This is a genomic window from Xenorhabdus doucetiae (assembly GCF_000968195.1).
Classification (GTDB): Bacteria; Pseudomonadota; Gammaproteobacteria; order Enterobacterales; family Enterobacteriaceae; genus Xenorhabdus; species Xenorhabdus doucetiae.
Genome location: NZ_FO704550.1, coordinates 670,279 through 696,270, shown reverse-complemented (window position 1 = coordinate 696,270; position 25,992 = coordinate 670,279). Strand labels below are relative to the sequence as shown.

Below are 25,992 nucleotides of genomic sequence, written 5' to 3'. Positions count from 1 at the left end.
TATAAATAAAAAGCCCTTTCCAATAATGAAAAGGGCTGATCATTTTTTAATAAAATGCCAAAACTATTGACGCTTTTTTAATTATCACCCATCAAAATGGATTCAAGCGCAATTTCGATCATGTCATTAAATGTATGTTGACGCTCTTCGGCAGTGGTTTGTTCGCCAGTACGAATATGGTCAGAAACAGTACAAATTGCCAACGCCTTGGCACCAAATTCCGCCGCAACACCGTAAATACCCGCGGCTTCCATTTCAACACCCAGAATGCCGTATTTTTCCATGACATCGAACATTTGCGGGTCTGGCGTATAAAACAGATCCGCAGAGAAGATGTTACCAACACGCACGTTAACATTCTTCGCCTTAGCCGCATCAACCGCATTACGCACCAGATCAAAGTCAGCAATCGCCGCGAAATCGTGATCTTTAAAACGCAGGCGGTTGACTTTGGAATCGGTACAGGCTCCCATACCAATCACAACATCACGGATTTTAACGTCTTCGCTGACTGCACCACAGGAACCGATACGGATGATTTTTTTCACACCAAATTCCGTGATCAATTCTTTGGCATAGATAGAACAAGACGGGATACCCATGCCGTGGCCCATCACAGAGATGCGGCGGCCTTTGTAAGTCCCGGTGAAACCGAGCATACCACGAACATTGTTAACCTGACGGGCATCTTCCAAGAAAGTTTCCGCAATGTATTTTGCACGCAGTGGGTCGCCTGGCATTAAAACAACATCAGCAAAATCGCCCATCTCAGCATTAATGTGTGGGGTAGCCATAATTTATTTCCTTGTTTTTATTACGAATCAAAATAGATGGAAATGGGGAGACCGGTTGGCCTCCGCAAAAATTAAAACATCGCTTTACCGTAATCCATAGGGGTCAGATCGAAGTATTTCGCAACGGTCTGACCCATGTCGGCGAACGTTTCACGATGCCCTAATGAGCCGGGTTTCACTTTCGGCCCGTAAACCAAAACCGGAACATGTTCACGCGTGTGATCAGTACCTGGCCAGGTTGGGTCACACCCGTGGTCAGCAGTTAAGATCAAAATGTCGTCTTCTTTCACCAATTTCAGCATTTCTGGCAGACGACGGTCAAACAACTCCAGCGCGGCTGCATAACCGGCAACATCACGACGGTGACCGTAAGAAGAGTCAAAATCAACAAAGTTGGTAAATACGATAGTGTTATCTCCTGCCTGTGCCATTTCAATCAGTGAAGCATCAAACAGGGCATCAATGCCCGTCGCCTTGACCTTTTTGGTGATCCCGACATTCGCGTAGATATCTGCGATTTTACCGATAGAAACCACTTGCCCCTGCTTTTCATCAACCAATTTTTTCAGGACGGTCGGGGCTGGCGGCTCAACCGCCAAATCATGACGGTTGCCGGTACGCTGGAAATTCCCCGCTTTATCACCCACAAACGGGCGGGCAATCACGCGGCCAATGTTATATTCACCGATATTCAGCTCTTCACGGGCGATTTCACACAACTCATACAGACGATCCAAGCCAAAGGTCTCTTCATGGCAAGCAATCTGGAAAACCGAATCCGCTGAGGTATAGAAAATCGGCTTGCCGCTTTGCATGTGTTCTTCACCCAGTTTGTCCAGAATCACCGTACCTGAAGAGTGGCAGTTACCCAGATACCCCGGCAGATTTGCCCGTTCGACCAGTTTATCCAGCAATTCCTGTGGGAAACTGTTTTCTTCGTCACGGAAATAACCCCAATCAAACAGAACCGGAACGCCGGCAATTTCCCAGTGGCCTGACGGCGTGTCTTTACCAGAAGAAAGTTCACTCGCATAACCATAAGCGCCAATAATTTCGGCATCCTTATCCAAGCCAATCGGGAAAGTGCCACAAGACTCTTCCGTTGCTTTACCCAATCCCAAACGGCTCAGGTTTGGCAAATGGAGTGGCCCTTTACGGCCGATATCAGCCTCACCACGGGCGCATTGTTCTGCAATATGCCCTAACGTGTTAGATCCCTTGTCGCCAAACTTTTCAGCATCAGCACTTGCACCAATACCAAAGGAATCCAATACCATGATGAATGTACGTTTCATTATTTTCTCCTGTGTCAATTCACGCGTTCAAGGCGGAAACTGCCAGCTATTAAAATCGATTTCAGTGCTTGTATGATTTAGCTTGTATGATTTATCCACGGATATGACGATAAATCATCGGTGTGGTGGCTTGGATTTCGTTTTCCTTAAAGACAAAAGCCCTGCGCACGGCGTCTGCGGCCGCATGCCAATCATGCTCGTTGCTGGCATGGATCATGGCCAAGGGCGTATCCGCATTCACTTTGGTGCCCAGCGCAACGATATCACTCAGCCCCACACTGTAATTAATCGTATCTGTCGCCTTACGCCGTCCCCCGCCCAATGCAACCACAGACATGCCCAAGGCACGGGTATCCATTTCTGCAACGATGCCATTTTTTTCGGCTAATTGCCCGGCCAATACTGGCTTGCTGAATTTCGCCGTCGGCAGGTAACGAGCGTAATTTTCGACAAAATCGGTTGGCCCTCGCTGGGCTGCCACCATGCGACCAAAGGTTTCCGCCGCTTTGCCACTGTCCAGTGCTGCCTGTAACTTGCGGTATGCCTCGTCACGATCGATAGCCAAATTGCCCGAAACCAGCATTTCAGCAGATAACGCCATCGTCACTTCAAATAGCCGGGGGTTACGGTATTCCCCCGTCAAGAATTGGACAGCTTCACGCACTTCCAACGCATTACCCGCACTGGATGCCAAAACTTGATTCATATCCGTCAAGAGTGCGGTGGTTTTGCATCCCGCACCATTGGCGACGCCAACGATGGCTTCGGCCAGCCGCTCCGATTGTTCGTAGGTCGGCATAAATGCCCCCGAACCCACTTTCACATCCATCACCAAGGCATCCAGCCCTTCGGCCAGTTTTTTACCCAAGATAGAGGCGGTAATCAACGGGATGGAATCCACGGTCGCCGTAATATCGCGCGTCGCATAAAAGCGTTTGTCCGCAGGTGCCAGTGCGCTGGTCTGCCCGATAATGGCAATGCCCACATCGCGGATCATGTCGCGGAAATGGTGCTCAGCGGGAAAAATGTCAAGACCAGGAATAGATTCCAGTTTATCCAGCGTTCCTCCGGTATGCCCCAAGCCACGCCCTGATATCATCGGCACATATCCTCCACACGCCGCCACCATGGGACCAAGCATCAGGGAGGTAACATCCCCCACACCGCCTGTCGAGTGTTTATCGACAACCGGGCCGGGTAAATTCAATTTTTTCCAATCTAAAACCGTACCCGAATCACGTATCGCCAATGTCAGTGCGACACGCTCCTCCATCGTCATATCATGGAAATAGATAGTCATTGCCAGTGCGGCAATTTGCCCTTCAGAAACCGTATTATCGCGGACGCCGTTAATAAAGAAGCGTATTTCTTCTTCATTCAATGGATGGCCATCCCGTTTTTTGCGAATAATTTCCTGTGCCAGAAACAAAGCTACCTCCCCAATCATGATTATCTGAAAAGAATGGCAGTCGTGCATATCATCTTCGTCACACCATTTTAGTATGCACGCAATCAGTGATTATTGATCTCAATAACCACTACTGTGTTTTTGGCTCTGGTGTCCAAGCGTGGTCAGTAAACTGCCCAACAAACTGGACGCACCAAAACGGAAATGACGGGCATCCACCCAGTTGTCTCCCATAATACGTTCCGCCAGTGCCAAATATTGTGCCGCTTCTTCGGCAGTGCGCACGCCACCCGCGGGTTTAAAACCGACACTATCAGCGACACCCATATCACGGATCACACTCAACATAATCTCGGCACTTTCCAGCGTCGCATTAACCGGCACTTTACCGGTTGAGGTTTTGATAAAGTCGGCACCTGCCTTGATGGAAATTTCCGCAGCTTTGCGAATCAAGGCCGCTGTTTTTAATTCACCGGTTTCAATAATAACTTTGAGCCAGACGCCCGATTCAGCACAGGCGGTTTTACACGCTTTCACCAAGTCAAAACCAATCTGCTCATTACCGGCCATCAATGCGCGATAAGGGAAAACCACATCCACTTCATCCGCACCGTAGGCGATGGCAGCACGGGTTTCAGCCAGTGCAATGCCGATATCATCATTGCCATGCGGGAAGTTGGTCACCGTCGCAATGCGAATATCGGGAGTTCCCTGTTCACGTAATACCTTGCGTGCCACGGGAATAAAACGCGGGTAGATACAGATAGCCGCAGTCTGTCCGGCCGGGCTGTTGGCCTGACGACACAGTGTGGTCACTTTTTCATCGGTATCATCATCATTAAGAGTTGTTAAATCCATCAAACTCAGCGCACGCTGAGCGGCAGCGGTTAAATCGGTCATAAACTCTCCAACGGTATTATTATCGTGACTGAATCAGTTTAGGAAAAACAAAAGCAGGTGAGAAATCTCACCTGCATTCAACTTGCTACCTACCCCCGGTGTCTTACAGCGCGAGGAAGAATCCGGCAATGGTTGCACTCATCAAGTTAGAGAGTGAACCCGCCAATACGGCTTTCAAGCCGAAACGGGCAATGTCACCGCGACGGTTTGGTGCCATGCCACCCAAGCCGCCCAGCAGGATCGCCACAGAAGACAAGTTAGCGAAACCGCACAGGGCAAAAGAGATGATGGCTTTAGTATGGTCAGAAAGCACTTGCAGACCCGCCGCCTGAACCACATCATCAGCTTTCAGGTACTCACCAAAGTTCATAAATGCCACGAATTCATTGACCACTAATTTCTGGCCGATGAAAGAACCCGCGATGGTGGCTTCATTCCACGGAATACCGATCAGGTAAGCGATAGGGGCGAAAACCCAACCTAAAACCAGTTCCATTGATAATTGCGGATAATCAAACCAGCCGCCGATACCGCCTAAGATCCCGTTCAGCAAAGCAATCAATGCGGTGAATGCCAACAGCATTGCGCCGACGTTCAGGGCCAACTGCATACCGGCTGACGCACCCGATGCCGCCGCATCAATCACGTTAGCAGGACGATCTTCCGCCGCAATCAACGACATCGCGTCAACGGTATCCTGCGTTTTTTCTGTTTCCGGCACCATCAGTTTTGCAAACAGCAAACCACCGGGTGCGGCCATAAATGAAGCCGCAATCAGGTATTCCAATGGCACGCCCATTTGCGCGTAACCCGCCAGCACGGACCCCGCAACCGAAGCCAAGCCACCACACATCACGGCGAACAACTCAGACTGGGTCATGGTCGCAATATACGGGCGCACAACCAGAGGCGCTTCGGTGTGACCGACGAAAATATTCGCCGTTGCAGACAAAGATTCAGTCCGTGAGGTGCCCAATAATTTTTGCAATCCGCCACCCAATATTTTGATGACAAGCTGCATAATGCCCATGTAATACAACACGGCAATCAGTGATGAGAAGAAAACAATCACCGGCAGAACACGCAGGGCAAAAACAAAGCCGCCACCGCCGAACAATTCAAACATTTTGTCGGAAACCAAGCCGCCAAAAATAAAATCAGTCCCTTTTTGCCCATATCCAATCACGTTGGAAACGCCTGCCGACATTCCCTCCAGAACGTCTTTACCAGCGGGGACATAAAGTACAAATGCCCCAATACCAACCTGAATCAGAAAGGCGCCGAGGACGGTACGAATGTTAATGGCTCGATAGTTACTGGAGAAGAGTACTGCGATAAAAACCAGTACTGCCATCCCGATCAGGCTCATAAGGAGTTGCATTGGAAGAATCCCTGTTCACTGAATAAATAATAAGAAAATATGTCAGCTATCCTATAAGTTCCTACTGACATTGTGTGCGAGCCGATTATACCTAGGACCAAAAAAGAACAAGCAACTAACATCACAAATTAATGCAGCAAAAAGTAATATAAAAACAAAAAATGAGACATTCATCACATAAAACCACCTAGTTTCGGTGGGATTAGATAATTTAACGGAGAAAAAGGTAAAAAATAGGACAAACAAGCGAGAAATGTAAGTTAAACATTATTAATATTTATTATCCCCTTACCTTTCAAATGACCCGCTAAGATCAATGTGATATCACTCAGCCCAATGCAAATCGCGTCACACTATTTTGATAAATCTGATTAGCAATTTCATCCGGCGGTTCTTGGCGCAACTCACACAATGCAGAGAAAACCTGGACAACTCTTTCGGGGCGATTTGGCTCTCCCTGAAACCCCGATAACGGCATATCAGGCGCATCTGTTTCCAAGACCAAAGATGACAGCGGCAATTGTGCAAAGGTATTACGTGTCTTTTGTGCCCTGTCGTAGGTAATGGTTCCCCCGACACCGATGTAAAATCCCAGACGAATAAAGGCTTGAGCTTGGGATAAACTGCCTGCAAAACCATGAATAACGCCTGCTCGTGGCAACTTGTGCTTTCGCAACATTGCTGCTAATTGATCATGGCTTTTTCTGGAATGGAGTATCACGGGCAAATCATGCTGTTTAGCGAGTTTTAATTGCACTTCTAACAGGCTTTTCTGCTTGTCAAACTGCGGATCAGGCATATAAAGATCAAGGCCAATCTCTCCTACCGCGACACATTTGGCACCTTTTTCCTGTAATCTCTGCGCCAACTCATCTAAATGGGTCTCTTGGTGTTCAGCAACATAGAGCGGATGTAAACCCAATGCCGCATAAATCGGGGAGTAAGCCTCAGCTAACGCAGAGACTCTCTGGAAATTCATTTGGCTTATCGCGGGAACGATGATCTTTTCCACGCCCATTTGTCTGGCTTGTTGCAGGCTGGCTATTTCATTCCCCGCAAAAGGGGGAAAATCAAAATGGCAATGGGTATCAATAAACACCTAATTATCCAAGTTATCCAAATTATTTATCATAACAGTTTCTGTCGTTTGCCCATTATCCATCATATCAGGCACAGGGGACCCTACTATTGGGTGATGATTAGCACTGCTCAGGAAATGGTTTCTGCGAAAACAATGGCGATTGAAGCCATCAGCATTTAACCCCGAACGACATGCTCCGTAACTCTTACGTTCAGCATAGCCAAATTTTCCGCCAACAAAAGTGTGCCCAATTGCTGCCAGAAAATACCGCCCGCAACGCCGCCCCAAATGATAATCCTGATTAAGTGCACTAAGCCGGCTTCCCAATGCCATTGCCGCCAAGGGTGCTGGCGGATAGATTTCGAAAATTTGTACATCATCCGGCGGATTTTCGATAAACTTCTGGGTCTTACGATAACTCTGTGCATGGAGGTTGAGCATCTTGACCATCTTTTGCAAGCTACTGGCCTCTAACCAGCGCTCCATGCGCTTGAACCACTGACGTGTATAGTAAAGCGGTGAAGGCACGGTTCGAATCACAACGATAGTATCCGCCCCTCGGCGATAAGCCTCTTGCACGGGGATCGCATCACAAATGCCACCATCTTGATAAACGACATCACCAAGGGTAACACCATTACGGTAAAACCCCGGAATAGCACTTGATGCTTTGATAATATCCATCCAATTTTTTTCATCGGGATGCAGGTAGTTCGGCTCAAAATTATCAGCGCGGCAGGCACACATGTAGAATTCACGCCCCGCATCAAACTGGCGCATTGCAGCCGAAATATTGAGTGGCAACTGCTCAGAGATGGTATCAACATACCAATCTAAATCGATTAAATGCCCACCGCGCACAAAACGCAATGGATTAAAAAAAGCAGGATCGGTGGTATAACGGTTGATGACTTTACGTGCATATCCTCGCTGACCACAGATATAAGCAGAAAGGTTTTGCGCTCCCGCAGATGTTCCAAGGAACAGTTCGAATGGATTAAAACCAAGCCGGAGGAATTCATCCAAAACACCGGCGGTAAAAATACCCCGCTGACCACCACCTTCACAAACCAGTGCAATTTTCCCAGGTTTGATCTGTGATTTATAAGCTAAAGGCGCTATATTACCCAATGTAATTGGAATATGTTTCCCCACTCTTCTTTTCCTCTGAAAGTTAATGACACCACCAAGCCATAACACATTCGCTGAATATCTATCAGTATACCGTTACTCAAACAACTTGCTTGTAACATTTTTATAAAAAAACGCCCAAATTAAGCATCAAACGTTAAATCAATTGAGAATAGCAAGTTATCGAAATACAGCCAGCGAATAACATTCCTGTGAGATAATCTCATTTATTAACAAGATGTTATTTGAGGAAAAGAAATAAAAAGAGTGGCCATCTATCAGCCACTCCATTCATAATGTCTGTTATTTTTTAATCTATAATGATTTTTTCAATCCATAGTGGTTTTTACATCGAGATCACTGCTTAATCTCTATTGTATTTTTCACTGATTTGACGCCTTTCACGCCATGAACAATTTTGGCTATTTTTGCCGCTTGATGTTTGTTTTTAACAAAACCGGAAAGATGAACAATACCTTTTTCTGTTTTCACCGAAATGTTTTTACTATTTATGCCCTTATGTTCCAGCAATGCCGCTTTCACTTTCGCCGTAATGGCACTATCGTCTAAATAAACATCTGCCTTTTTCAAGGAGCTATCAATTTTTTCTCCTGCAACATCCAGGGATTTATCGATTTTTTGTCCCGTACTCTCCAATGTTTTTCCCGAAGAAATATCGGCTGCCAGAGCACCACTACTGCTCAGTACCGAACCCAGAACAACAGCCAGCAGTGAATGGGTAAACTTGATATTTTTCATCCTACCACCTTCCTAACTTCAGTTTGAACGGTTACCAAGACAGTATGTCAATTAGCCAGTAGTGATAAAATGGAATTTACAAAAAATAACGTATATTTTCATTAAACCAGAGAATTATTCTATTAATGGCAAAAATATCAGAATATACATACATAATAAATCATAGGGCCAACAGGATAGCTGGCCCGAAAAGAGATTAATGTTCCCGCGTCTTGCGGAAAGAAACGTCAGGATAGCGCTCACTGGTCAGGTTTAAGTTGACCATGGTGGGTGCAATATACGTTAGGTTATCACCCCCATCGAGAGCCAAATTTTGTTCGTTTTTGCGTTTGAACTCTTCCAGTTTCTTCGCATCGCTGCACTCTACCCAGCGAGCCGTGGATACGTTAACCGGTTCATACAGCGCTTCAACGTTATATTCACTCTTCAAACGGGCAACAACCACATCAAACTGAAGCACCCCCACCGCACCGACAATCAGATCGTTATTGGACAGCGGACGGAATACCTGTACCGCGCCTTCTTCCGACAATTGCACCAGACCTTTCAGCAATTGCTTCTGTTTCAGCGGATCACGCAGACGAATACGGCGGAACAATTCAGGGGCAAAATTAGGAATGCCGGTAAATTTCAGCTCTTCACCTTGGGTAAAGGTATCGCCAATCTGAATGGTGCCATGATTGTGCAAACCGATAATATCCCCCGGATAAGCATGCTCGACATGAGAACGATCCCCGGCCATAAAGGTCAGTGCATCAGAAATAACCACCTCTTTCTTAATGCGGACTTGGCGCAATTTCATGCCTTTTTCATATTTACCGGAAACGACGCGCATAAACGCCACGCGGTCACGGTGTTTCGGGTCCATATTCGCCTGGATTTTGAACACAAAGCCGGTGAATTTTTCTTCACACGCGGTCACGTCACGCGCATCGGCCCGGCGAGGCATCGGGGTTGGTGCCCATTTCACCAAGCCATCCAGCATATGATCAACCCCAAAGTTGCCCAATGCCGTACCGAAAAAGACGGGTGTCAATTCGCCCTGCAAAAAGGCTTCCTGATCAAATTCATGGGATGCGCCTTTGACGAGTTCCAGCTCTTCGCGCAATTGATTCGCCAGCTCTTCACCCACTGCCGCATCGAGTTCGGGGTTATCCAATCCCTTGATGGCGCGAACCTCTTGAATGGTATGCCCTTGACCAGACTGGTACAGGTAAGTTTCATCAAGATAGAGGTGATAGACGCCTTTGAAGGATTTACCACAGCCGATTGGCCATGTAATCGGGCTACAGGCAATATTCAGTTCATTTTCCACTTCATCCATCAGCTCCATAGGATCACGAATATCACGGTCGAGCTTGTTCATGAAGGTCAGGATTGGCGTATCACGCAGACGAGTTACTTCCATCAGCTTACGGGTACGATCTTCGACCCCTTTTGCTGCATCAATGACCATCAGACAGCAGTCAACGGCGGTCAGCGTGCGGTAAGTATCTTCCGAGAAGTCTTCATGCCCTGGCGTATCCAGTAAGTTAACCAGACAGTCAGCATAAGGAAACTGCATCACGGAAGTGGTGATGGAAATACCACGCTGTTTTTCCATCTCCATCCAGTCTGATTTAGCGTGCTGGTTGGAGCCGCGGCCTTTTACCGTACCCGCTTTCTGGATCGCCTGTCCGAACAGTAATACTTTTTCGGTAATCGTGGTCTTACCCGCATCCGGGTGGGAAATGATTGCAAAAGTGCGCCGTTTCGCGACTTCTTGCAGAAATGGGGAATTTGACATCAATTGGGATCTTCTAGTCTGTACACGGATTGATACCGTTTGGGAAGCGCTTCTTGACAGCGCTTCGCTTTCAAATCCGTCGTGTTAATCGTGATTGGCGCTTATTTTGGCTGAACTTGAGGTTATAAACAATCAATGGTTATCTAATTCGTTACCATTTGCTCTCAACGTGTGCCAATGCTCAGTTGTAGCTGCTTGCAATCGTTGTTTCTTCAGCTCATGAACAACTGTGGCTAAACCACAAATTCCTTCACTACCAAAAATCGATGATAGTCTGTCGAACTACACCAATGATGGTGCAATTAGCGCAGTGGTATGTTTCGCAAGTGCTTCTCAATTGCTTCAATCATAGATTTGGTGAGCGGCAAATGGGCTTTTTCTTTCGCCCATACTTCATGGAAGCCTGCCACAGTTTGCTTGGCCGTATCCAACACCAACTTTTCTGGCAACATGGCTTTGGCCGCTAAGTGCGATAATTCATCCAGAGTAAAATCACTGAACTTTTTGCTGCGGCTAACCTTTAACGAGGCATTATCATCAGGAATGTAGGGAATGGTCGAGACAAAATCATAAGCCGGTGCAATTGATGCAGTGCGCTTGTCTTTGTAAATCACAGACCAGTTCTTCAAATGCATATCAGCATTGCCAATTAGCGTATTGAACACCAACCTACGAGTAAATTCAGCAATGTCTTCCTCTTGACCTTCTATGCCGATAACCTGCGCGATATTACACATACTGGCCTTTTTGTATTTATCTTGAGGATATACGCCAAAGACTTGCGCAAAGTCCTCAATATGTATTGCTTGCCCATCAGCACGGTCAAACCGCTTGATCGCAAAGGCACTATCGCCAAACTTTCCGATTCCTTCCGGGATGTTAGCAATCTGGTTAATGGGTAACAGCTGAATTTCTGGCACATCCATTCCTAACATTCGTGCCAATTCCATCATCGAATATTCATTTTCCGGCACGGCTTCAAAGCGAGATGATGGCAATTTCACAATCCATGAGCCACCTTTACCTGTAGCTGGGATCGTCAAACCGCCATTGGCATGTTGCACTGCTGAAAATTTCAACTGCACACCCGCCAATGAAAAGCGCATCGGTGCTTCGTATTTGGTTTCATCTTCAATTTCTTGATGCACATTAGGCGGCAGTGCTTCACCATCGGCAGGTTCAACAGTGATCGCTCCCGCTAAGTCCTGTCCTAACACCCACAATAGAAAAAATTCCCGCGCCGGGTTCACACTAGCACGCTCTGCCAGGTAGTTACGCATCGTTTCTTCTGGCAGTAGATTGGAGAAAAACGGTGTTAACTTGGTTTGGGTAGGTTTGAAGTTAGTGAGCAAACCACCGAGCGAATCTTTAAAGCCAAGTCCTAACACAGGCCGAGATTCATCATTCGTGTAAGCATCCGTAAAGGCAAATAGCGTTCTGTCATTGCCAACGTTGGTGATCGTTGCGATAGGCTCGCCGTAAAGCAAAACGTTTAGAGTGGATACATTGTTACTCATCGCTGTCTCCATCTAAATTGTATGCAGGTGACACCTGTTCACCCTCATTCTGATTACCTTTGCTACTTCGAATGATCGACTTTATCGCTGGCACAGATTTTTTAGGCGCGACAAATAGCTCTAGGTCGAGTACACGCGCAAGTGCAATCAAACTGGAAACCCTTAGGTCAACGCCTCCAGACTCGATTTTCGAGATATGGCTTTGAGGTACACCTGATCGGGCGCTCAGCTCTCTCTGGCTAAAACCTTTACGTGCGCGTGCTTCTCGAAGGCTTTCCAGTATTTGCTCTGTTACATAACTCATACTTGATATGCTTTAATACATCATTGCCCAGAAAATATATATAAAAACATATCACGACAATTAAGAGAGTACAAGTTTGATTAGCTATTACATATCAACAAGGCGAAATTGATCTACTATGGTAGATAATCAATGGTGCATCACGCTTTACCGGCTTAGTTTCCACTCAGATAACTTTAATGAGACCGGAAAACACATTCCCAACTACTAGAGTACTTTTTAGCTCACCCCCAAGAATGGAAAGGGCTTTCAAATCCGTCGTGTTAATCGTGATTGGCGCTTATTTTGGCTGAACTTGAGGTTATAAACAACCAGTGATGTTGAAGATAATGAAGATGCTAAATACACAACGGCAACGCCATAATAATAGCATCTTCCTTACCTGCCGCAGTCGGGTAATAATTCTTGCGGACGGAAACTTCATTGAAGCCCAGATCTTCGTATAAACGAATGGCGGATTGATTCGAGCGTCGCACCTCAAGCCACAATGTATTGATCTGTTTTTCCGGCAAAATATTGATAAGATGCGTCAACAATGCCCTGCCATATCCCCGTGATTGATGCTCAGGGTGAATAGCGATATTAAACAGTGTCGCTTCGTCCATCACATACTGCGTTACCGCAAAACCGATAAGTTGGCCGTCCTGCGTTATCTTATAGTTGAGATAACGTTCTCCCTGATTGGAGTAAAAGGTTTTTTCACTCCACGGAAACGCATGGCTGGCCTGTTCTATTTGAAATGCTGCAGCAAGATCAACGGGAGTTAATAGAGAAATATTCTTCATAATGGTAAATTTGTTGCCAAAGAGCGCGTTTTGCATTCCCATCAAGAGATAAGTCATTTAATGCTGGGCTTCTCAAAGAAATCCCTTGTATTGATAAGGTAATATCAACCCCTAACAGCCAGCTTGGACAGTGGATTGATTCCGAAAGTAGCTCAACATCTTTTGTCGTGATGCAATATACCGATGAGGCATCGATCCCCATGGCTGTAAAAATATCAGCAAACAATGAATGACTTAAGTCAATGTGATCATGGCTAATGATCAATAGACGGGTTGAATCAGGGATGAGGACAGATAATTCACCTTGCAACGCCAAAGGGCTACGCAAAACCCATTGGGTGATCCCCAGTTGGGAGAGTAATCTGTCACGCTTCGTCATCGTGTTTTATTCCATCTGCCATAAAAAAATAACCAGTAATATATCAGAGGGCTAATCCCTGCGCCAATTGGCATGGCATCTCAGCTCTGCCCGCTGATACTTAATTACTTGGATAAAGATTGATAAGGAGCTATACATAGATGTCAGTATTAACCCCGGCCAGTGAAGTTATCCTGCGCCATCATGAGCAATTCCGCCCTCATCACTTGCTGTTTGCCGGTGATCTTCAGGACAATCTGGCAACAGAAATCGACGCTGCAAGTGTGCGAGTGCATACCAACCAATATCATCACTGGCAATCGCTGATCCGCCAGCTTGGTGATAATGCCCACTTCGGCCTTGTCGCGGATAACGCATTTATCAGCGGATGCGATACGCTGATTTATTACTGGCCAAAAAGCAAACAGGAAGCACGTTTCCAACTACGCAGCCTGTTTTCTATCCTGCCACCCGGCACTGATATCTTTATTGTCGGTGAAAACCGCAGTGGTGTTCGCAGTGTTGATAAATTAATGGAAGGTATTGCGACTTTTCGTAAGATTGATACCGCACGCCGTTGTAGCCTGTTTTATGGTCAATTGACAAATCAGGTTCAGTTTGATCAAAACAACTGGTGGAACAGCTATCAAGTGGAAGATGTCACCATCAATACCCTGCCCGGCGTCTTTAGCCAGGATGATTTAGATGTCGGTAGTCGTCTGCTACTTTCTACGTTTAATGCGCCCATCTCTGGCAGCCTGCTGGATATGGCATGTGGTGCCGGCGTATTGGCTGCCGTATTGGGTAAAAAGAACCCGGATTTGTCCCTGACACTGAGCGATGTCAATGCTGCCGCCATCGTATCGAGTAAAGCAACGCTGAACGCCAATAAACTGCAAGGTAATGTGGTCACCAGTAATGTCTATTCTGCTATTGAAGGAAAATTCGACTGGATTATTTCTAATCCCCCTTTCCATGATGGCCTAAAAACTAACCTGGCGGCGGCCGATGATATGATCCGCATGGCGCCAACTTACCTGAAATCCGGCGGTAAATTGCGGATTGTCGCCAATGCGTTCTTGCCTTACCCTGCCCTGCTGGATAAGGCTTTTGGCAACCATGAAGTCATTGCGCAAACCGGTAAATTTAAAGTTTATCAAGCGACCAAAAGATAATTCTGACGGTCAGTGTTCCTTATTTTGCCTGCCCCCGCTTAACGGGCAGGCAATTGATATGCCGATTTTTACACCAGTCATACGTTTTCTCGCTAAATAATGATTGACGCCAGCCATAAAATCTCTAGAATGCGCCCCCATGCTATTCGTTTAAGCGATAGTCTCTGGATAGGCGAGGGTGGCGGAATTGGTAGACGCGCTAGCTTCAGGTGTTAGTGTTCTAACGGACGTGGGGGTTCAAGTCCCCCCCTTCGCACCAAATCAGATAACTATCAATTAAACAAATAAGATAAATGGCAGTACTTGCGAGGGTGGCGGAATTGGTAGACGCGCTAGCTTCAGGTGTTAGTGTCCTTACGGACGTGGGGGTTCAAGTCCCCCCCTTCGCACCATCTAAATTAAGACGCTAATAAAAAGAAGCGTCTTTTTTTATGTCTGAAATTCAGCATTCGCAAGACTTTCCTCGCTTTTTCAACCAACCGATGTCAGTCTGAGTTACCCCACATCATTCTTTGACCGCGCTTTGCTGTTATCCGGTATGGAACAACCCATAATTTTAAGGTATCTGAGAAAGCAAAATGCTGCTGTATCGGTTGGTTAAAGTCATCATGCGCAGGATAGATCAGGTACATTTCGCCTGTTCCATTAAGGTACTTATGCCCGTAGGCAAACATTTGATAAAAGTCGGATTGCGCCAATCCATACAGTGGCTGCTCTTGCGAGTTGTTACTAACCCGCTTCCATTTCGTGTCCATGACCATCTTGGTTTGAACCGGATTACGCGATTGAATCAACAAATCCGGACGCAACTTAAAGCAACCTCTTCCCCCATGCTTCGCCAACGAATAAGTATCTGCCTGCGGATTCACCTTGAGGTGAGGAGGTAGCTCGTCGGCAAGAGTTTGTGCGACAAAAGACTCAAACACCGCCTCCATAGGGAACAATAGCGATAATGCTTTGGCATCCCCTTGCAAGGCAGTGGGGCTCATTCCGTTCAATATCATTTGCGCCCAAGCAAGCGGCTCATGGTAATGAGCCATACCACGAACCAAGCGTAAGCTGTTGACATCACTTTCAATATCCCGGCTAAGCGGAATACCGTCAAAAGCAAAGCGCAGTTCCTGAAGTGAGCGTTGATTCTCTAATGACAGCCGCAGTCCAATCAGCTTATGTAGCGCGGAGTGTAAGAGCCGATTGGCTGCACAATCTGGCAAGTAATCATCATAATCAACACAAAACTTATGACGGTTCACCACGTTATGCCGCAACTGCGCAGAAAGCATCAGTTTGCCCTTCATAAAAGGCAGATTGCCTTGCTCGTCCACATAGTCGGAACGTAAACCTTGTTTAAGCAACTGTCTGACACTTTGCAAAAACTGATTAATGAAGATCTCGAGCAAAGGCATGCGCTGCGTCTGTACAGTGGCCTGTTGAGTTTGAATATGCCGAAATCCAGACAAATAGCTTAGCATCGTTAGCAATGTTTCCCGTGCACTCGCTCGCGTGAGGTTTTTACCAATCTTAGGCAATATTTCAATCTGCAGACCGTGAGGTGTATAAAGCATTCCCGCATAGTTTTGCACCTGAAGCAGTTTGAAACCTGAACGGGAAGTGAGTTTAAGGCACTGACTCCCCTTATTGCTTGTTAAACTAAGCTCCTCCAAATAATCAAAAACCTCTTGAGGAAGTCGCTTTGCGCCAACTGAAGCTGCTTTTCCAGTCCCTAACAAGTCATATTCAAAAACGGAGATCACTTCACTCATGGTTTATAGCTTGCTCATCAAGGGAGGTTTGCTGTGGCTGATAAATTGCGCGATAGGCTTGTGGCATATCCCAGATTTCTTGATCAAATGTCTCTAGCTCGTACGCTGTCGACTGCTGATCATGACGTCGTAAAGCATGATCTTTACCAAAAAGCGTATCTAGATCGTTGGTTTTCGCAATCACGAACTGGAAGCTGTTATCTGCCTTTTGATTGTCTGCCAGCACCAAACGGATCTTGTTCCAGTCATCGAAGAAGTATTCCTGCAACAGTGGAATGATCTTTTTCTGAAATGCGACTTTCAGTTGCTTAAACGCGGCCTCTTCATCACCCGCATCGAGTGCTTTTTTTACCGGCATAAAGAACGCATGCCCTAGCGTATGCTCACGATCGTAAAGTGCTTCAATGCGACTATTGAGTTTCTCCAGCAACGGTTCGAGTTCAATGCCCTTAACTTTGGCTCCACTCAGCAAAGAGAGATCTGGCATCATCTCGACAAAGTCAAAACGACGGCGCAATGCCGTGTCCATCAGTGCGAGAGAGCGGTCTGCCGTGTTCATGGCACCGATGATATCGATATTGGCTGGTACGCTGAAGGGATTACCGCTATATGACAGCTGCAGGCTCATTGCATTTGCCATCCCCGCACGTTTGTCGACTTCAATCAGTGAGATAAGCTCGCCAAAGATCTTGGAGATATTGCCGCGATTGATCTCATCAATAAAAATGGCGTAGCGATGTGCCGGATCGGCATTGGCACGCTGGCACAGACGCATAAATATACCCGGCTCAATAGGATAAGAGATATTGCCATCTTCGTCAGAGCGAGCACGCATACCTTCAATAAACTCTTCGTAGCCATATGACTGGTGGAAAGTGACCACGGCAAAACGCTGGATTGCTTCCGCCTTTTGGGGCCCATGTTTTAACTCCGAATAGCGGGTAAGTAGATCATCAATTTGCTCTAGTTGCGACTCCACAAGGAACCACTCACTATCGGCAGTTTTATCGAATATGGCGGGCTGACGGCGGCTTTTGTACGCAACGGTGTTGGACTCCGGTATGGTAAAGGATTGCAGTGTCGCCCAGGCCGTTTGAGAAAAGTTATTACTGCGCCCATTCAAAAGCGCTTTACGCTGGAACCACGGGTGTCCCGTCATTTGGTGAACTTTGGCTCGCTTGCCAAGATCAAGCAAGACTAACGTTATCACCTGCATCCAGTTCAATGATTCAAGATGAGAATCCAGCCAGGCATCATGATCTGCTGGGGCTGCCTGAGAGGTATACTCCTTCATCTTCTGTTGTAAAGTAAAGGTCTTACCGGTTCCAGGAGGACCGAAATAGATGACGTTCGTTGGTGAATGTGGAGGGGTCTTAACGCCCGATAACTGACTGGCTGTTGATGTATATACCAATCTAACTTGAAGATGCAGGTTTTAAAATCTGAAAGTTGTCAGTCAGTCTAGTCGTGAGTTCTTTCGCTTTTTCTGGCAAAGTGACATGAAAAAAGTGACGAAGGGTTTCACGGAATGTCTTCGCATCCGGAAAATAAACATTGTTACGTACTTGCTCATTCATATACTTCCACAATCGCTCTATTGGATTGAGGTTTGGGCTGTAAGGCGGTAGGTAATGCAGTTCAATATTAAGGACATATGCCACCTCTTTCACCAATTCTGCCCGGTGGTAACCCGCCCCATCCAGAATAATATGAATTTTTTGCGAAAGTGGGTAAGTTTCTCTAATAGCGCCGAAAAAATACGCGATATTTTCGGCATTGATACTCGGGTATTCACGGATCACGGTGTCTTCAATTCGTTGTAAATTGAGGGCGCCCAGAAGATTGAGACGGGTACGACTGCCGGTGGTTTCGACCACTTTTACCTGATTTTTCCCCGCTTTCATCCAACCATAGCTGAGCTTTGTGGACTGCGAAGGATGCACCGCATCAATAAATAGGATAGGTTCATTCTGACCTGCCCGGTCTTTCAGAGACTGGTAGTCATCAATAAATTGTTGCTGCTTATCCGCATCGAATTTATGAGGAACGCCCTTTGGCTTTTTGTAGCTGAAACCTTGTCGGTGAAGCCATTTCGTCATGCCTCCCACGCTGAAAGACACCTGCCAACGAGCTCGTACATAATCCACAATTTGAGCGGTCGTATGCAGCAAATTTGCCGTCAAATAATCAACCAGATCGGCGGTTTGTTTGGCAGAGAGATGGCTTTCAGAACCGCCATTTTCGGGGGTGAGTTTTTCCTGCGCGATGAAATCTTTTAGGTGACGGCTTACCGTAGTTTCATGAATACGTAAGGCCTGAGCAATCATCTGAGCTGTCCAGCCCTCTGACGCCAAAAGCACGGCCTTGATGCGATCACAGACTCGACTATCACGAGTGGTATCATGCATCAATTCGAGGGCACGTTTTTGTTCTGGTGTCAGATGAATTTTCATGATTGCAAGCATGATCGGGTTTGGATAAGAAATCAAGCATCTTCAATGGCGATTGGTATAGCTGGACATTTTCTCCTGTTTTTGCTCATTATCGCGTTCGCGCAATAATTCATAGAGATGCCAGATAGCTATATTAACGTAATAAGGATCTGCATTGGGAGATTGAACGTGTATGGCTTGCTTCAATTCATGGTTTTTCTGCAGCCAATTTCCGTTAAGCGCCAAACCGAGGCTGAATTGTTTATTTAGGAAATCCGCCGTTTTTGTAAACGCATTCTCATCCACGGCACTGGTGCAGGTCTCTGGCAAAAAAGCGGCAAAGACACGGTTTCTCAAACTCCGATACATACGCTTCAGTAGCCCGGTTTCTTTGGCCTGTTGCAGAGCATGGCCTACATATTGGTAGGTTGCTTCATCCGGTTGCTGACGAACACGCTCGGTTAATTCTCTTAGCAGTGGCAGACTTTGCTGATATTCCGCCAAAGATGGGCCACCCTGACGAATACTGGCAATGCCGTTACCACGTTCATACCAAAGCCGTTTGATTAAATCATCCGTTTCAGGTTCCGAGAATGTTGAAGTTTGCTGGAGCAGCTGTGTAAATTCACGGTATCGTCGATTCCACTCTGAAGTGGGAATATTTTTATCTTCTGCCAAGGTGTTAATCAATTCACTGAGCGTCAGCTTGCCTGCCTCGACACTATCCAAAAGATCCATCGTGATGTTTCCTCTGATGTAGCATTGCTTATTGTTTAATTTCTGTGATGTGCTCTAATTTAGCCTTATGTGGCATGCAGTTGAAGTATATGAACAATATCTTGCGACATGTCAGCTTTTTCCATGTTATTGAATTTACTGTACAGAAGCAATGCGTTACCAGTAATTGAAGTCTGGGCACAAATCCCCAATCGGCTGTCCCGAACACATGATTTTTTTAAATGCTTTGACATAGGTTAATTGATCATGTGGCAAATTTAACCTGAAAACCACCAGCGTCAACTGGTGTACCACTAGAGATGTTCTTGCAACCATCTACTCACGCCATCAACATCAAAAGCTCGTAATCCGTATCCCTGAGTAAGCAATACATCGGGTAGGTATTCGTCATATTTCTCAAGAAATTTTTCAGGCACGCTTTCGGCAAGAAAAAATTCTGATGGTACCCTAATGAATCATCCTCGTGATGTCTGGTGACCGTCTGGATAGATAATGCATCATTAACCAGCGAGGCATCGGAACCATGACTATAAAAATCAGTGTATTTTTCCGAAACATCAGATTTTATCTGTCCTCCCAAATAAAAATTGCCACGATTAATAACGATATTTTGGACTTTGACATTTTCTCCTGGGATTACCCATCGTGCTGGAGTTCTATTATGCTCGGTGGATGAGTTTGTTACTTGTCTGTGGTTACTACGAAATTCAACTGCTAAGCCATTAACGAGAGTGAAAGTCGCAAGCGCCTCATCGTCTGATGCTTGTATCTGCGATGAAGAAGTATTTACGTTTTTTACCGATTTAACAGGGTGAGATGATTGGCTTATCGTATTTTTTGAAGTGTTGTTCTTACTGTATTGGCTGGCAGTGCCATTTTTTTTCTTTTTGAAAAAAGGAGATAGATAAATATCAACACAACAAAAAAATCCAGGAGTCCATTTTTACACCCTTAGTAGTCTCTGATGATGCTTTTTCATATGGTACCACAATCGGGAAATAGAGTAAGCAAAACTGGACAATAGATGACAAAATCATACCGTGATTCGGTGCCACTGTATTGGGGCATGTTCAGATATGAATTTAAAATGGGGAGTGCATTTAGGCAGATCAATAAATGAGTTCAGGATATATTTTTCAATCCAATTTAAGGACAGCACATCGCTATTCTGGGCATTAATCTCATTCTCAACATCGTGATGCATTTTCTGCATGGCGTATCTTTCATTTGCATTTCATCAAAGGTTAAAAAAATGTAAATATTCGATCAAATAAAAATCAGGAAATAAAAAATAAGAGGTTACCATGAATAGGCAAAAACTCATGCAGCAAATCATCGTGGCTATTCTGCTTGGGATTATTACCGGCTGGGGTTTTCATCATTATCTTGATGCTGGCCAGACAAAAGAAGTTGCCTCCTATATCAACATCATCACCGATATATTCCTGCGCCTGATAAAAATGATCATCGCGCCCCTCGTATTTGCCACGATTGTGACTGGCTTAATGTCAATCGGCGGATCATCGTCCGTAGGACGCATTACCCTCAAGGCGATGACATGGTTTATTATCGCGGGCTTAGTCTCACTCGGCATTGGTATGTTGATGGCAAACCTATTCCAACCCGGCGTTGGGCTTCATGTTGCCATTATGCAGCAGGAAGAGGTGAATAGCGGCCTCAACACCAGCGAGTTCTCGCTGAAAAACTTTATCAGCCATATCTTCCCAAGCAGCTTCGCCTCTGCGATGGCGAATAATGAGATTTTGCAGATCCTGATTTTTTCCCTGTTTTTTGGTGCCGCGCTTTCCTATATCTGCCAGAACAGCCAGAAAATTAGCCCGATCGTGACCTTGATTGAAGATCTGGGGCGCATCATGTTTCGTATCACAGATTACGTGATGTCATTTGCGCCGATTGCTGTGTTTGCTGCCATTGCCTCTGCCGTTACTGTGCAAGGTCTGGGCCTGCTTTATGACTACGGCAAACTTATTGGCCTCTTTTACCTTGGGCTATTTTTGCTTTGGGCGATCCTGTCAGCCGTTGGGTTCTTTTTCCTCGGCAAGGATATGTTTTCACTGATGAAATTAATTCGGGAACCCGTGACATTGGCCTTTGCCACCGCGAGCAGTGAGTCGGCCTACCCCAAGACCATGAATGCGCTGGATCGCTTTGGTGTACCGAAAAAAATCTCCAGCTTCGTATTGCCGTTGGGCTACTCCTTTAACCTTGATGGTTCGATGATGTACCAATCCTTTGCGGTTCTTTTTATTGCACAGGCTTACAACATCGATCTGAGTATTGCAGAACAAATCATGATTATGTTGACGTTGATGATCACAAGTAAAGGCATGGCTGGCGTCGCACGTGCTTCGGTGGTGGTCGTTGCGGCAACTTTGCCTATGTTTAGCCTGCCGGAAGCGGGGATTTTGCTGATTCTCGCGATTGATCAATTTCTTGATATGGGACGCACGGCGACCAATGTCGTGGGTAACAGCATTTCTACTGCCGTGATTGCTAAATTGGAGGAAAAACAAAGTAGTAACGAACGGGAACCGCAGCAAAGCGCAATTGCCCGCCAAGAAGTTTGAGTGTACTTGCTGTATTCAGTTCAGTGATTACAGCAAGTGAATTGAGTGGCAGTCTGGTGGTCAGGTTTATACTGTCCACCGTTTTCGCATATATTGCCAAAAACGTTCAGAGGAAGGATTAAGACGGGAATAGGTTCGATAAATAAAAACGCCTATTTTTATTGCAGTCTGATCGGGTTCCAGCAAACATAACTTCTGAACCTTGAGTTCCTCACTGATTGAATAATCCGGCAGCCAACCGACACCGTGACCATCCAGCACCATACGTTTCAGTAATTCACTCATGGATGAAAGGCAAAAATAGATAAATTTGTCCTTAAAAACCTTTTCCAGTAATAGATTCACCTGACGCCCCATATAACTCTCATCGGTGTATTTCATTAACGGCAAGGGTGAATCTTCCAGCCGATATAATGGTTTTCCATCAGCTTTACAGCCGGAGACAAGATATAACTGAGCATCCAGTACTTTATGATTAAGAAACGGTGATGTCATTAGCTCTTCATTAAAAAAAGACAGAATGAAATCACTTTTACCATTTTTAAGATTATTGACAGCTTCATCAGCATTAATGGATTCGATATTAAAAACCTTATCCGACTTCTCCGCAAAACCAGAAATTAATTCAGGTAACAGAGAAATTGAAAGCGAATGGGCTGTGGCGATATTAATTCGGTGTTTAGGTATTTCACCGCCTTTTATTTTACCGATTTGATGCTCTATATCGCCAAGCAGATTTCTGGCATAAACAATAAAACCTCTCCCTTGTAATGAAAGTTGCAATGGATTCGAGTTACGATTAAATATTTCAAAACCGACAGCCTTCTCAAGTGCCTGAATCCGTCGGCTAAAAGAAGACTGGGATATATTCCTTCGTTCCGTGGCAAGCGTAAAACTGCGTAACTCCTCCAACATTACCGCATCATATAACCATTTTAGCTCAATATTATTAAGCATAAACTGCACCTTATTATTGAACTGTCTGCATAAAATGACTTATGCAAATACAGCATAATGAATAGAAACATTGCAATTACGAACAGTAATCACTGTGCCATCATAACGATTATTTACCGAGGTGGCATATGAAAAAAATAATTGGCATATTGGGTGGAATGGGGCCAGCAGCAACGCTGGATGCAATGGATAAGATCATTAAAAATACACCGGCAACTTGTGATCAGGAAAATATTCCGGTAATAACCGTTTCCTTTCCCGACATTCCTGACAGAACGGCAAGTATACTTGCTGGCAGGGAATCTCCGTTAAATAAGATGTTGGCTGCATTGAGAATATTAGAATCGGCGGGAGCGCAGTGTATTATTATGCCCTGTAATACTGCCCATTATTGGTACGAAGAACTAAAAGCATCAAGTAATATTCATTTTATAAATATGATTGAAGTGACTTGTAATAAGATAGTGAGGGAAGGAATTAATAACGTTGCGATTCTTGCTACAACGGGGACAATAAAGGCAGGTCTTTATCAGGATAGGCTGAAAAAATATAAAGTGAATTTTGTGGCTCCTGATGATATTCAGCAGGAAATTATTATGGAGAGTATATTGGCTTATAAGAGTGGGGATAGGAAAAAATCGTATTGGTTAATGGAACCTGTTATTACTCAGCTTAAAAATATGGGGGTTGAGAAATTTATTATGGGATGTAGTGAGATACCGATTATTCTTAGTGGTTGTGGCGATAAAGGGGAGTATATTGATGCTACGGAGGAATTGGTTAGAAAGGCGGTGGAGTGGAGTTGTTTGAATGAAGATTGTATTTAGTCGAATGAAATAGAACTATCGATAAAGAGTTTGATTATTTTTTTGTAGGAAGAAGTTATATAATATCTATAGTTGAACTTAATATTTTTGTTTAAATTCACAGATAGTGGCACTGAAATTTTTAATTTGGAGAATTATCACTAATGAGAGTGGCTAACCCTGCGCATCCTGGTGAAATCATTGCCGAAACATTAGAAGAAATGAATGTAAGTTTACGGCAGTTTGCTAAAGCAATGAAAATTGCTCCTTCTATTGCTAGCAGACTGCTTTCTGGGTATACATCTGTCACACCGAAAACATGGTTAAAAATACAAGCGAATTACAGCTTGTAAGGGGTAAAAGGTGTATTGATTTATGTTATCTACAGTCAGATATTGTTCTGATTTGTATGATAATTAATGCATTATTTCATCAATATTATTGTATGCTATAATGGCATACGGTTTGTCTAAGTTGATTTTGTGTGCCATTATGGCACTATGTTTAGATTGTTTTTCGAACATAAAAAGGTGAAATAATGTCTACTTATTCAGAACGTAAAGAAACCCGTTTGGTTGCCAGAACAACTATGGAAATACAAGAAATTGTACAAAGAGCAGCGGATTACTCAGGCTTAAGCCTATCTCAATTCCTTATTGAAGCAGCGATGGATAAGGCGCGTAATGTCATTGAACGTGCGGAAACATTACAGCTCTCAATGGCGGGTGCAGATGCATTATTTTCTGCGTTGGAAAACCCACCAAAAGCAAATCAGAAACTTCTTAAGGCAGCTAAGAGTTACAAGGATGTGATAAATGTCCATGATAATTGAAGAAATTACTCAACAACATAATCGTAAGGTATTTGATTGTGGTATTTATGAGCTAAATCAATTCTTGCAGCAACAAGCCCGGCAGAAAACCATAAAACACATTGCAAAAAGTTATGTCGCTTGCCGGGCTTCAGAACCGACAACTATTCTGGGGTATTACACGCTGACGGGTTATTCCGTGATAACAACACCTGCTCATAGAGATTATAAAAAATACCCTCATCCACTTAATGCAGTAAAATTGGCTCGTCTCGCTGTGGATCGCTCATATCAAGGTCAAAGGATAGGTGAAAAATTGTTGGTTGATGCTATCTATCGAACTGTATTAGTTTCACAACAAATATCAGCGATTGGATTGTTTGCTGATCCAATGAACTCTAAAGTCATTCCTTTTTATCAGCAATACGGTTTTTTATCGGTTGAACCCGAAGATCACTTATGTCTTGAAATGTGGCTACCTATCAAAACTTGTATGGAAGTTGTGGGGGAGTTATAGGATTCATATATGATTTTGATTTTTTTTATAATAATTATCTGATCTAATCAGAATTAGAACACATAAAGTTATAAAAGGCATCTCTAAATAATAGATAAATTGTGTTTCCATATCTAGTTTATGGTAAATCAAAATTTTTAATGATAATTTCATCTTATGTTTTAAGACTGATTAAGTATAAAAGAGAGTTAGTTATGGCTGATAATCATAATTCAGAAACCCGTAGTAGGAATATGCGAGCAATTAAAAGTAGTGATACATCTATAGAAAAAAAGGTAGAAAAAATTATTCAAGGACTAGGTGTTTCGTATAGAAAACAGGTTGCAGATTTACCGGGTAAACCTGATTTTGTTATAGATGAATATAAAGCTATATTATTTGTGCATGGTTGTTTTTGGCACGGACATAAATGTTATATGTTTAACCCCCCAGCGACAAGGAGAGAGTTTTGGTTGAAAAAAATAAAATATAATATTAATAGAGATAATGCTGTTATCAACACTTTACTTGATTTGGATTGGAAAATACTAATTATTTGGGGATGCTCTTTAAATGGAAAATACAAATTATCTGACCGTGATTTATCAGAACGAATTGAAGAGTGGTTATGTGAAGATTACCTATGTGTGGAAATTGATTACAAAGGTATTCATCAAGTTTATTTTTAAGTATATTATAAATCCATAAGAAAGATAAATGTGAATCT

The 25,992-nt window shown here is 44.5% G+C and carries 24 protein-coding genes, 2 tRNA genes and 2 pseudogenes; 9 read left to right on the top strand and 19 right to left on the bottom strand.

The annotated features are described in order from the left end of the window. Window positions 1-77: 77 nt before the first annotated feature. The 13 genes from deoD to XDD1_RS03350 form a co-directional block, all read right to left on the bottom strand. Complete coding sequence (gene deoD / locus XDD1_RS03410) at window positions 78-794, bottom strand: purine-nucleoside phosphorylase (RefSeq protein WP_045968687.1); 717 nt, start codon at window positions 792-794, stop codon at window positions 78-80. A 71-nt stretch (window positions 795-865) separates the two neighbouring features. Beyond that, window positions 866-2,089 carry a phosphopentomutase gene (gene deoB, locus XDD1_RS03405; protein WP_045968685.1) on the bottom strand — a complete coding sequence of 408 codons (1,224 nt, stop codon included), beginning with the start codon at window positions 2,087-2,089 and terminating at the stop codon, window positions 866-868. Between the two features lie 91 nt (window positions 2,090-2,180). Beyond that, a complete protein-coding gene (gene deoA / locus XDD1_RS03400) occupies window positions 2,181-3,518 on the bottom strand; it encodes a thymidine phosphorylase (RefSeq protein ID WP_045973315.1) in 1,338 nt (445 codons plus the stop codon). 99 nt (window positions 3,519-3,617) lie between these two features. Continuing rightward, window positions 3,618-4,397, bottom strand: a complete 780-nt coding sequence (deoC, locus tag XDD1_RS03395; RefSeq protein ID WP_045968683.1) for a deoxyribose-phosphate aldolase — start codon at window positions 4,395-4,397, stop codon at window positions 3,618-3,620. A 103-nt stretch (window positions 4,398-4,500) separates the two neighbouring features. Further along, entirely contained in the window at window positions 4,501-5,766 is a 1,266-nt protein-coding gene (locus XDD1_RS03390) for a NupC/NupG family nucleoside CNT transporter (RefSeq protein ID WP_197541011.1), read from the bottom strand. Between the two features lie 340 nt (window positions 5,767-6,106). Further along, window positions 6,107-6,877 carry a TatD family hydrolase gene (locus tag XDD1_RS03385; protein WP_045968680.1) on the bottom strand — a complete coding sequence of 257 codons (771 nt, stop codon included), beginning with the start codon at window positions 6,875-6,877 and terminating at the stop codon, window positions 6,107-6,109. Beyond that, on the bottom strand, window positions 6,878-8,014 hold the full coding sequence (locus XDD1_RS03380) for a patatin-like phospholipase family protein (protein ID WP_045968677.1): 1,137 nt from the start codon (window positions 8,012-8,014) through the stop codon (window positions 6,878-6,880). Between the two features lie 333 nt (window positions 8,015-8,347). Next, window positions 8,348-8,749 carry a BON domain-containing protein gene (locus XDD1_RS03375; RefSeq protein WP_045968675.1) on the bottom strand — a complete coding sequence of 134 codons (402 nt, stop codon included), beginning with the start codon at window positions 8,747-8,749 and terminating at the stop codon, window positions 8,348-8,350. Window positions 8,750-8,945: 196 nt separating this feature from the next. After that, a complete protein-coding gene (gene prfC, locus XDD1_RS03370) occupies window positions 8,946-10,535 on the bottom strand; it encodes a peptide chain release factor 3 (protein WP_045968674.1) in 1,590 nt (529 codons plus the stop codon). Between the two features lie 302 nt (window positions 10,536-10,837). Beyond that, complete coding sequence (locus tag XDD1_RS03365) at window positions 10,838-12,052, bottom strand: type II toxin-antitoxin system HipA family toxin (RefSeq protein WP_045968672.1); 1,215 nt, start codon at window positions 12,050-12,052, stop codon at window positions 10,838-10,840. After that, the gene (locus XDD1_RS03360) at window positions 12,045-12,356 is read right to left on the bottom strand and encodes a helix-turn-helix domain-containing protein (RefSeq protein ID WP_045968670.1); all 312 of its coding nucleotides are present in this window, start codon (window positions 12,354-12,356) and stop codon (window positions 12,045-12,047) included. Before XDD1_RS03360 ends, XDD1_RS03365 begins: the two co-directional genes overlap by 8 nt. A 338-nt stretch (window positions 12,357-12,694) precedes the next feature. After that, the gene (gene rimI, locus XDD1_RS03355; RefSeq protein WP_045968668.1) at window positions 12,695-13,141 is read right to left on the bottom strand and encodes a ribosomal protein S18-alanine N-acetyltransferase; all 447 of its coding nucleotides are present in this window, start codon (window positions 13,139-13,141) and stop codon (window positions 12,695-12,697) included. Continuing rightward, the gene (locus XDD1_RS03350) at window positions 13,110-13,520 is read right to left on the bottom strand and encodes a DNA polymerase III subunit psi (protein ID WP_045968666.1); all 411 of its coding nucleotides are present in this window, start codon (window positions 13,518-13,520) and stop codon (window positions 13,110-13,112) included. The genes rimI and XDD1_RS03350 overlap by 32 nt, the downstream gene beginning before the upstream one ends. Before the next feature lie 140 nt (window positions 13,521-13,660). Between XDD1_RS03350 and rsmC the strand changes: the two genes are divergently transcribed. The 3 genes from rsmC to XDD1_RS03335 all read left to right on the top strand — a co-directional run bounded on the left by rsmC (window position 13,661) and on the right by XDD1_RS03335 (window position 15,066). Further along, window positions 13,661-14,674: a 16S rRNA (guanine(1207)-N(2))-methyltransferase RsmC gene (gene rsmC / locus XDD1_RS03345; protein ID WP_045968664.1), complete on the top strand. Its 1,014-nt coding sequence runs from the start codon at window positions 13,661-13,663 to the stop codon at window positions 14,672-14,674. A 172-nt stretch (window positions 14,675-14,846) separates the two neighbouring features. Further along, window positions 14,847-14,933 (top strand) — tRNA-Leu (locus tag XDD1_RS03340). A 46-nt stretch (window positions 14,934-14,979) separates the two neighbouring features. Continuing rightward, window positions 14,980-15,066 (top strand) — tRNA-Leu (locus XDD1_RS03335). A gap of 93 nt (window positions 15,067-15,159) precedes the next feature. On the opposite strand, the gene XDD1_RS03330 is transcribed toward XDD1_RS03335, so the two are convergent. The 5 genes and pseudogenes from XDD1_RS03330 to XDD1_RS19600 form a co-directional block, all read right to left on the bottom strand. Next, window positions 15,160-16,437 carry an McrC family protein gene (locus XDD1_RS03330; RefSeq protein WP_045968662.1) on the bottom strand — a complete coding sequence of 426 codons (1,278 nt, stop codon included), beginning with the start codon at window positions 16,435-16,437 and terminating at the stop codon, window positions 15,160-15,162. Then, window positions 16,430-17,809, bottom strand: a pseudogene (locus tag XDD1_RS03325) (AAA family ATPase); the annotation flags it as partial. The gene XDD1_RS03330 and the pseudogene XDD1_RS03325, both read right to left, overlap by 8 nt. Before the next feature lie 43 nt (window positions 17,810-17,852). After that, window positions 17,853-18,890 (bottom strand): IS630 family transposase, encoded by a 1,038-nt coding sequence (locus XDD1_RS03320; protein ID WP_045968390.1) that lies wholly within the window; start codon window positions 18,888-18,890, stop codon window positions 17,853-17,855. Between the two features lie 57 nt (window positions 18,891-18,947). Next, window positions 18,948-19,607, bottom strand: a pseudogene (locus XDD1_RS03315) (restriction endonuclease); the annotation flags it as partial. A gap of 1,033 nt (window positions 19,608-20,640) precedes the next feature. Further along, the gene (locus XDD1_RS19600) at window positions 20,641-20,820 is read right to left on the bottom strand and encodes a hypothetical protein (RefSeq protein ID WP_045968658.1); all 180 of its coding nucleotides are present in this window, start codon (window positions 20,818-20,820) and stop codon (window positions 20,641-20,643) included. Window positions 20,821-20,911: 91 nt separating this feature from the next. On the opposite strand from XDD1_RS19600, the gene XDD1_RS03305 reads away from it, so the two are divergent. Then, window positions 20,912-22,195, top strand: coding sequence for a dicarboxylate/amino acid:cation symporter (locus XDD1_RS03305; RefSeq protein WP_045968656.1), 1,284 nt, complete (start codon window positions 20,912-20,914; stop codon window positions 22,193-22,195). Between the two features lie 66 nt (window positions 22,196-22,261). Here XDD1_RS03305 and XDD1_RS03300 read toward each other — a convergent pair whose 3' ends face one another. Next, entirely contained in the window at window positions 22,262-23,152 is an 891-nt protein-coding gene (locus tag XDD1_RS03300) for a LysR substrate-binding domain-containing protein (RefSeq protein ID WP_045968654.1), read from the bottom strand. 128 nt (window positions 23,153-23,280) lie between these two features. Between XDD1_RS03300 and cuyB the strand changes: the two genes are divergently transcribed. From cuyB to XDD1_RS03275, 5 genes are all read left to right on the top strand, one after another. After that, window positions 23,281-23,979: a cysteate racemase gene (cuyB, locus tag XDD1_RS03295; protein WP_045968652.1), complete on the top strand. Its 699-nt coding sequence runs from the start codon at window positions 23,281-23,283 to the stop codon at window positions 23,977-23,979. A gap of 143 nt (window positions 23,980-24,122) precedes the next feature. Beyond that, window positions 24,123-24,311, top strand: a complete 189-nt coding sequence (locus XDD1_RS03290) for a helix-turn-helix domain-containing protein (RefSeq protein ID WP_045968650.1) — start codon at window positions 24,123-24,125, stop codon at window positions 24,309-24,311. A gap of 185 nt (window positions 24,312-24,496) precedes the next feature. Then, a complete protein-coding gene (locus XDD1_RS03285; RefSeq protein WP_045968648.1) occupies window positions 24,497-24,790 on the top strand; it encodes a type II toxin-antitoxin system TacA family antitoxin in 294 nt (97 codons plus the stop codon). After that, complete coding sequence (locus tag XDD1_RS03280) at window positions 24,774-25,286, top strand: GNAT family N-acetyltransferase (protein ID WP_045968646.1); 513 nt, start codon at window positions 24,774-24,776, stop codon at window positions 25,284-25,286. Before XDD1_RS03285 ends, XDD1_RS03280 begins: the two co-directional genes overlap by 17 nt. Window positions 25,287-25,480: 194 nt before the next feature. Next, window positions 25,481-25,954 carry a very short patch repair endonuclease gene (locus XDD1_RS03275; protein ID WP_045968644.1) on the top strand — a complete coding sequence of 158 codons (474 nt, stop codon included), beginning with the start codon at window positions 25,481-25,483 and terminating at the stop codon, window positions 25,952-25,954. Window positions 25,955-25,992: the final 38 nt, after the last annotated feature.

Excerpts from the sequence above, each read along its gene's own strand:
- deoD (WP_045968687.1), bottom strand. The coding sequence starts at position 794 with ATGGCTACCCCACACATTAATGCTGAGATGGGCGATTTTGCTGATGTT.
- deoB (WP_045968685.1), bottom strand. The coding sequence starts at position 2,089 with ATGAAACGTACATTCATCATGGTATTGGATTCCTTTGGTATTGGTGCA.
- deoC (WP_045968683.1), bottom strand. The coding sequence starts at position 4,397 with ATGACCGATTTAACCGCTGCCGCTCAGCGTGCGCTGAGTTTGATGGAT.
- XDD1_RS03390 (WP_197541011.1), bottom strand. The coding sequence starts at position 5,766 with ATGAGCCTGATCGGGATGGCAGTACTGGTTTTTATCGCAGTACTCTTC.
- XDD1_RS03375 (WP_045968675.1), bottom strand. The coding sequence starts at position 8,749 with ATGAAAAATATCAAGTTTACCCATTCACTGCTGGCTGTTGTTCTGGGT.
- prfC (WP_045968674.1), bottom strand. The coding sequence starts at position 10,535 with ATGTCAAATTCCCCATTTCTGCAAGAAGTCGCGAAACGGCGCACTTTT.
- XDD1_RS03365 (WP_045968672.1), bottom strand. The coding sequence starts at position 12,052 with ATGAGTAACAATGTATCCACTCTAAACGTTTTGCTTTACGGCGAGCCT.
- XDD1_RS03360 (WP_045968670.1), bottom strand. The coding sequence starts at position 12,356 with ATGAGTTATGTAACAGAGCAAATACTGGAAAGCCTTCGAGAAGCACGC.
- rimI (WP_045968668.1), bottom strand. The coding sequence starts at position 13,141 with ATGAAGAATATTTCTCTATTAACTCCCGTTGATCTTGCTGCAGCATTT.
- XDD1_RS03350 (WP_045968666.1), bottom strand. The coding sequence starts at position 13,520 with ATGACGAAGCGTGACAGATTACTCTCCCAACTGGGGATCACCCAATGG.
- rsmC (WP_045968664.1), top strand. The coding sequence starts at position 13,661 with ATGTCAGTATTAACCCCGGCCAGTGAAGTTATCCTGCGCCATCATGAG.
- XDD1_RS03330 (WP_045968662.1), bottom strand. The coding sequence starts at position 16,437 with ATGAGTGAAGTGATCTCCGTTTTTGAATATGACTTGTTAGGGACTGGA.
- XDD1_RS03320 (WP_045968390.1), bottom strand. The coding sequence starts at position 18,890 with ATGAAAATTCATCTGACACCAGAACAAAAACGTGCCCTCGAATTGATG.
- XDD1_RS19600 (WP_045968658.1), bottom strand. The coding sequence starts at position 20,820 with ATGCAGAAAATGCATCACGATGTTGAGAATGAGATTAATGCCCAGAAT.
- XDD1_RS03305 (WP_045968656.1), top strand. The coding sequence starts at position 20,912 with ATGAATAGGCAAAAACTCATGCAGCAAATCATCGTGGCTATTCTGCTT.
- XDD1_RS03300 (WP_045968654.1), bottom strand. The coding sequence starts at position 23,152 with ATGCTTAATAATATTGAGCTAAAATGGTTATATGATGCGGTAATGTTG.
- cuyB (WP_045968652.1), top strand. The coding sequence starts at position 23,281 with ATGAAAAAAATAATTGGCATATTGGGTGGAATGGGGCCAGCAGCAACG.
- XDD1_RS03290 (WP_045968650.1), top strand. The coding sequence starts at position 24,123 with ATGAGAGTGGCTAACCCTGCGCATCCTGGTGAAATCATTGCCGAAACA.
- XDD1_RS03285 (WP_045968648.1), top strand. The coding sequence starts at position 24,497 with ATGTCTACTTATTCAGAACGTAAAGAAACCCGTTTGGTTGCCAGAACA.
- XDD1_RS03280 (WP_045968646.1), top strand. The coding sequence starts at position 24,774 with ATGTCCATGATAATTGAAGAAATTACTCAACAACATAATCGTAAGGTA.
- XDD1_RS03275 (WP_045968644.1), top strand. The coding sequence starts at position 25,481 with ATGGCTGATAATCATAATTCAGAAACCCGTAGTAGGAATATGCGAGCA.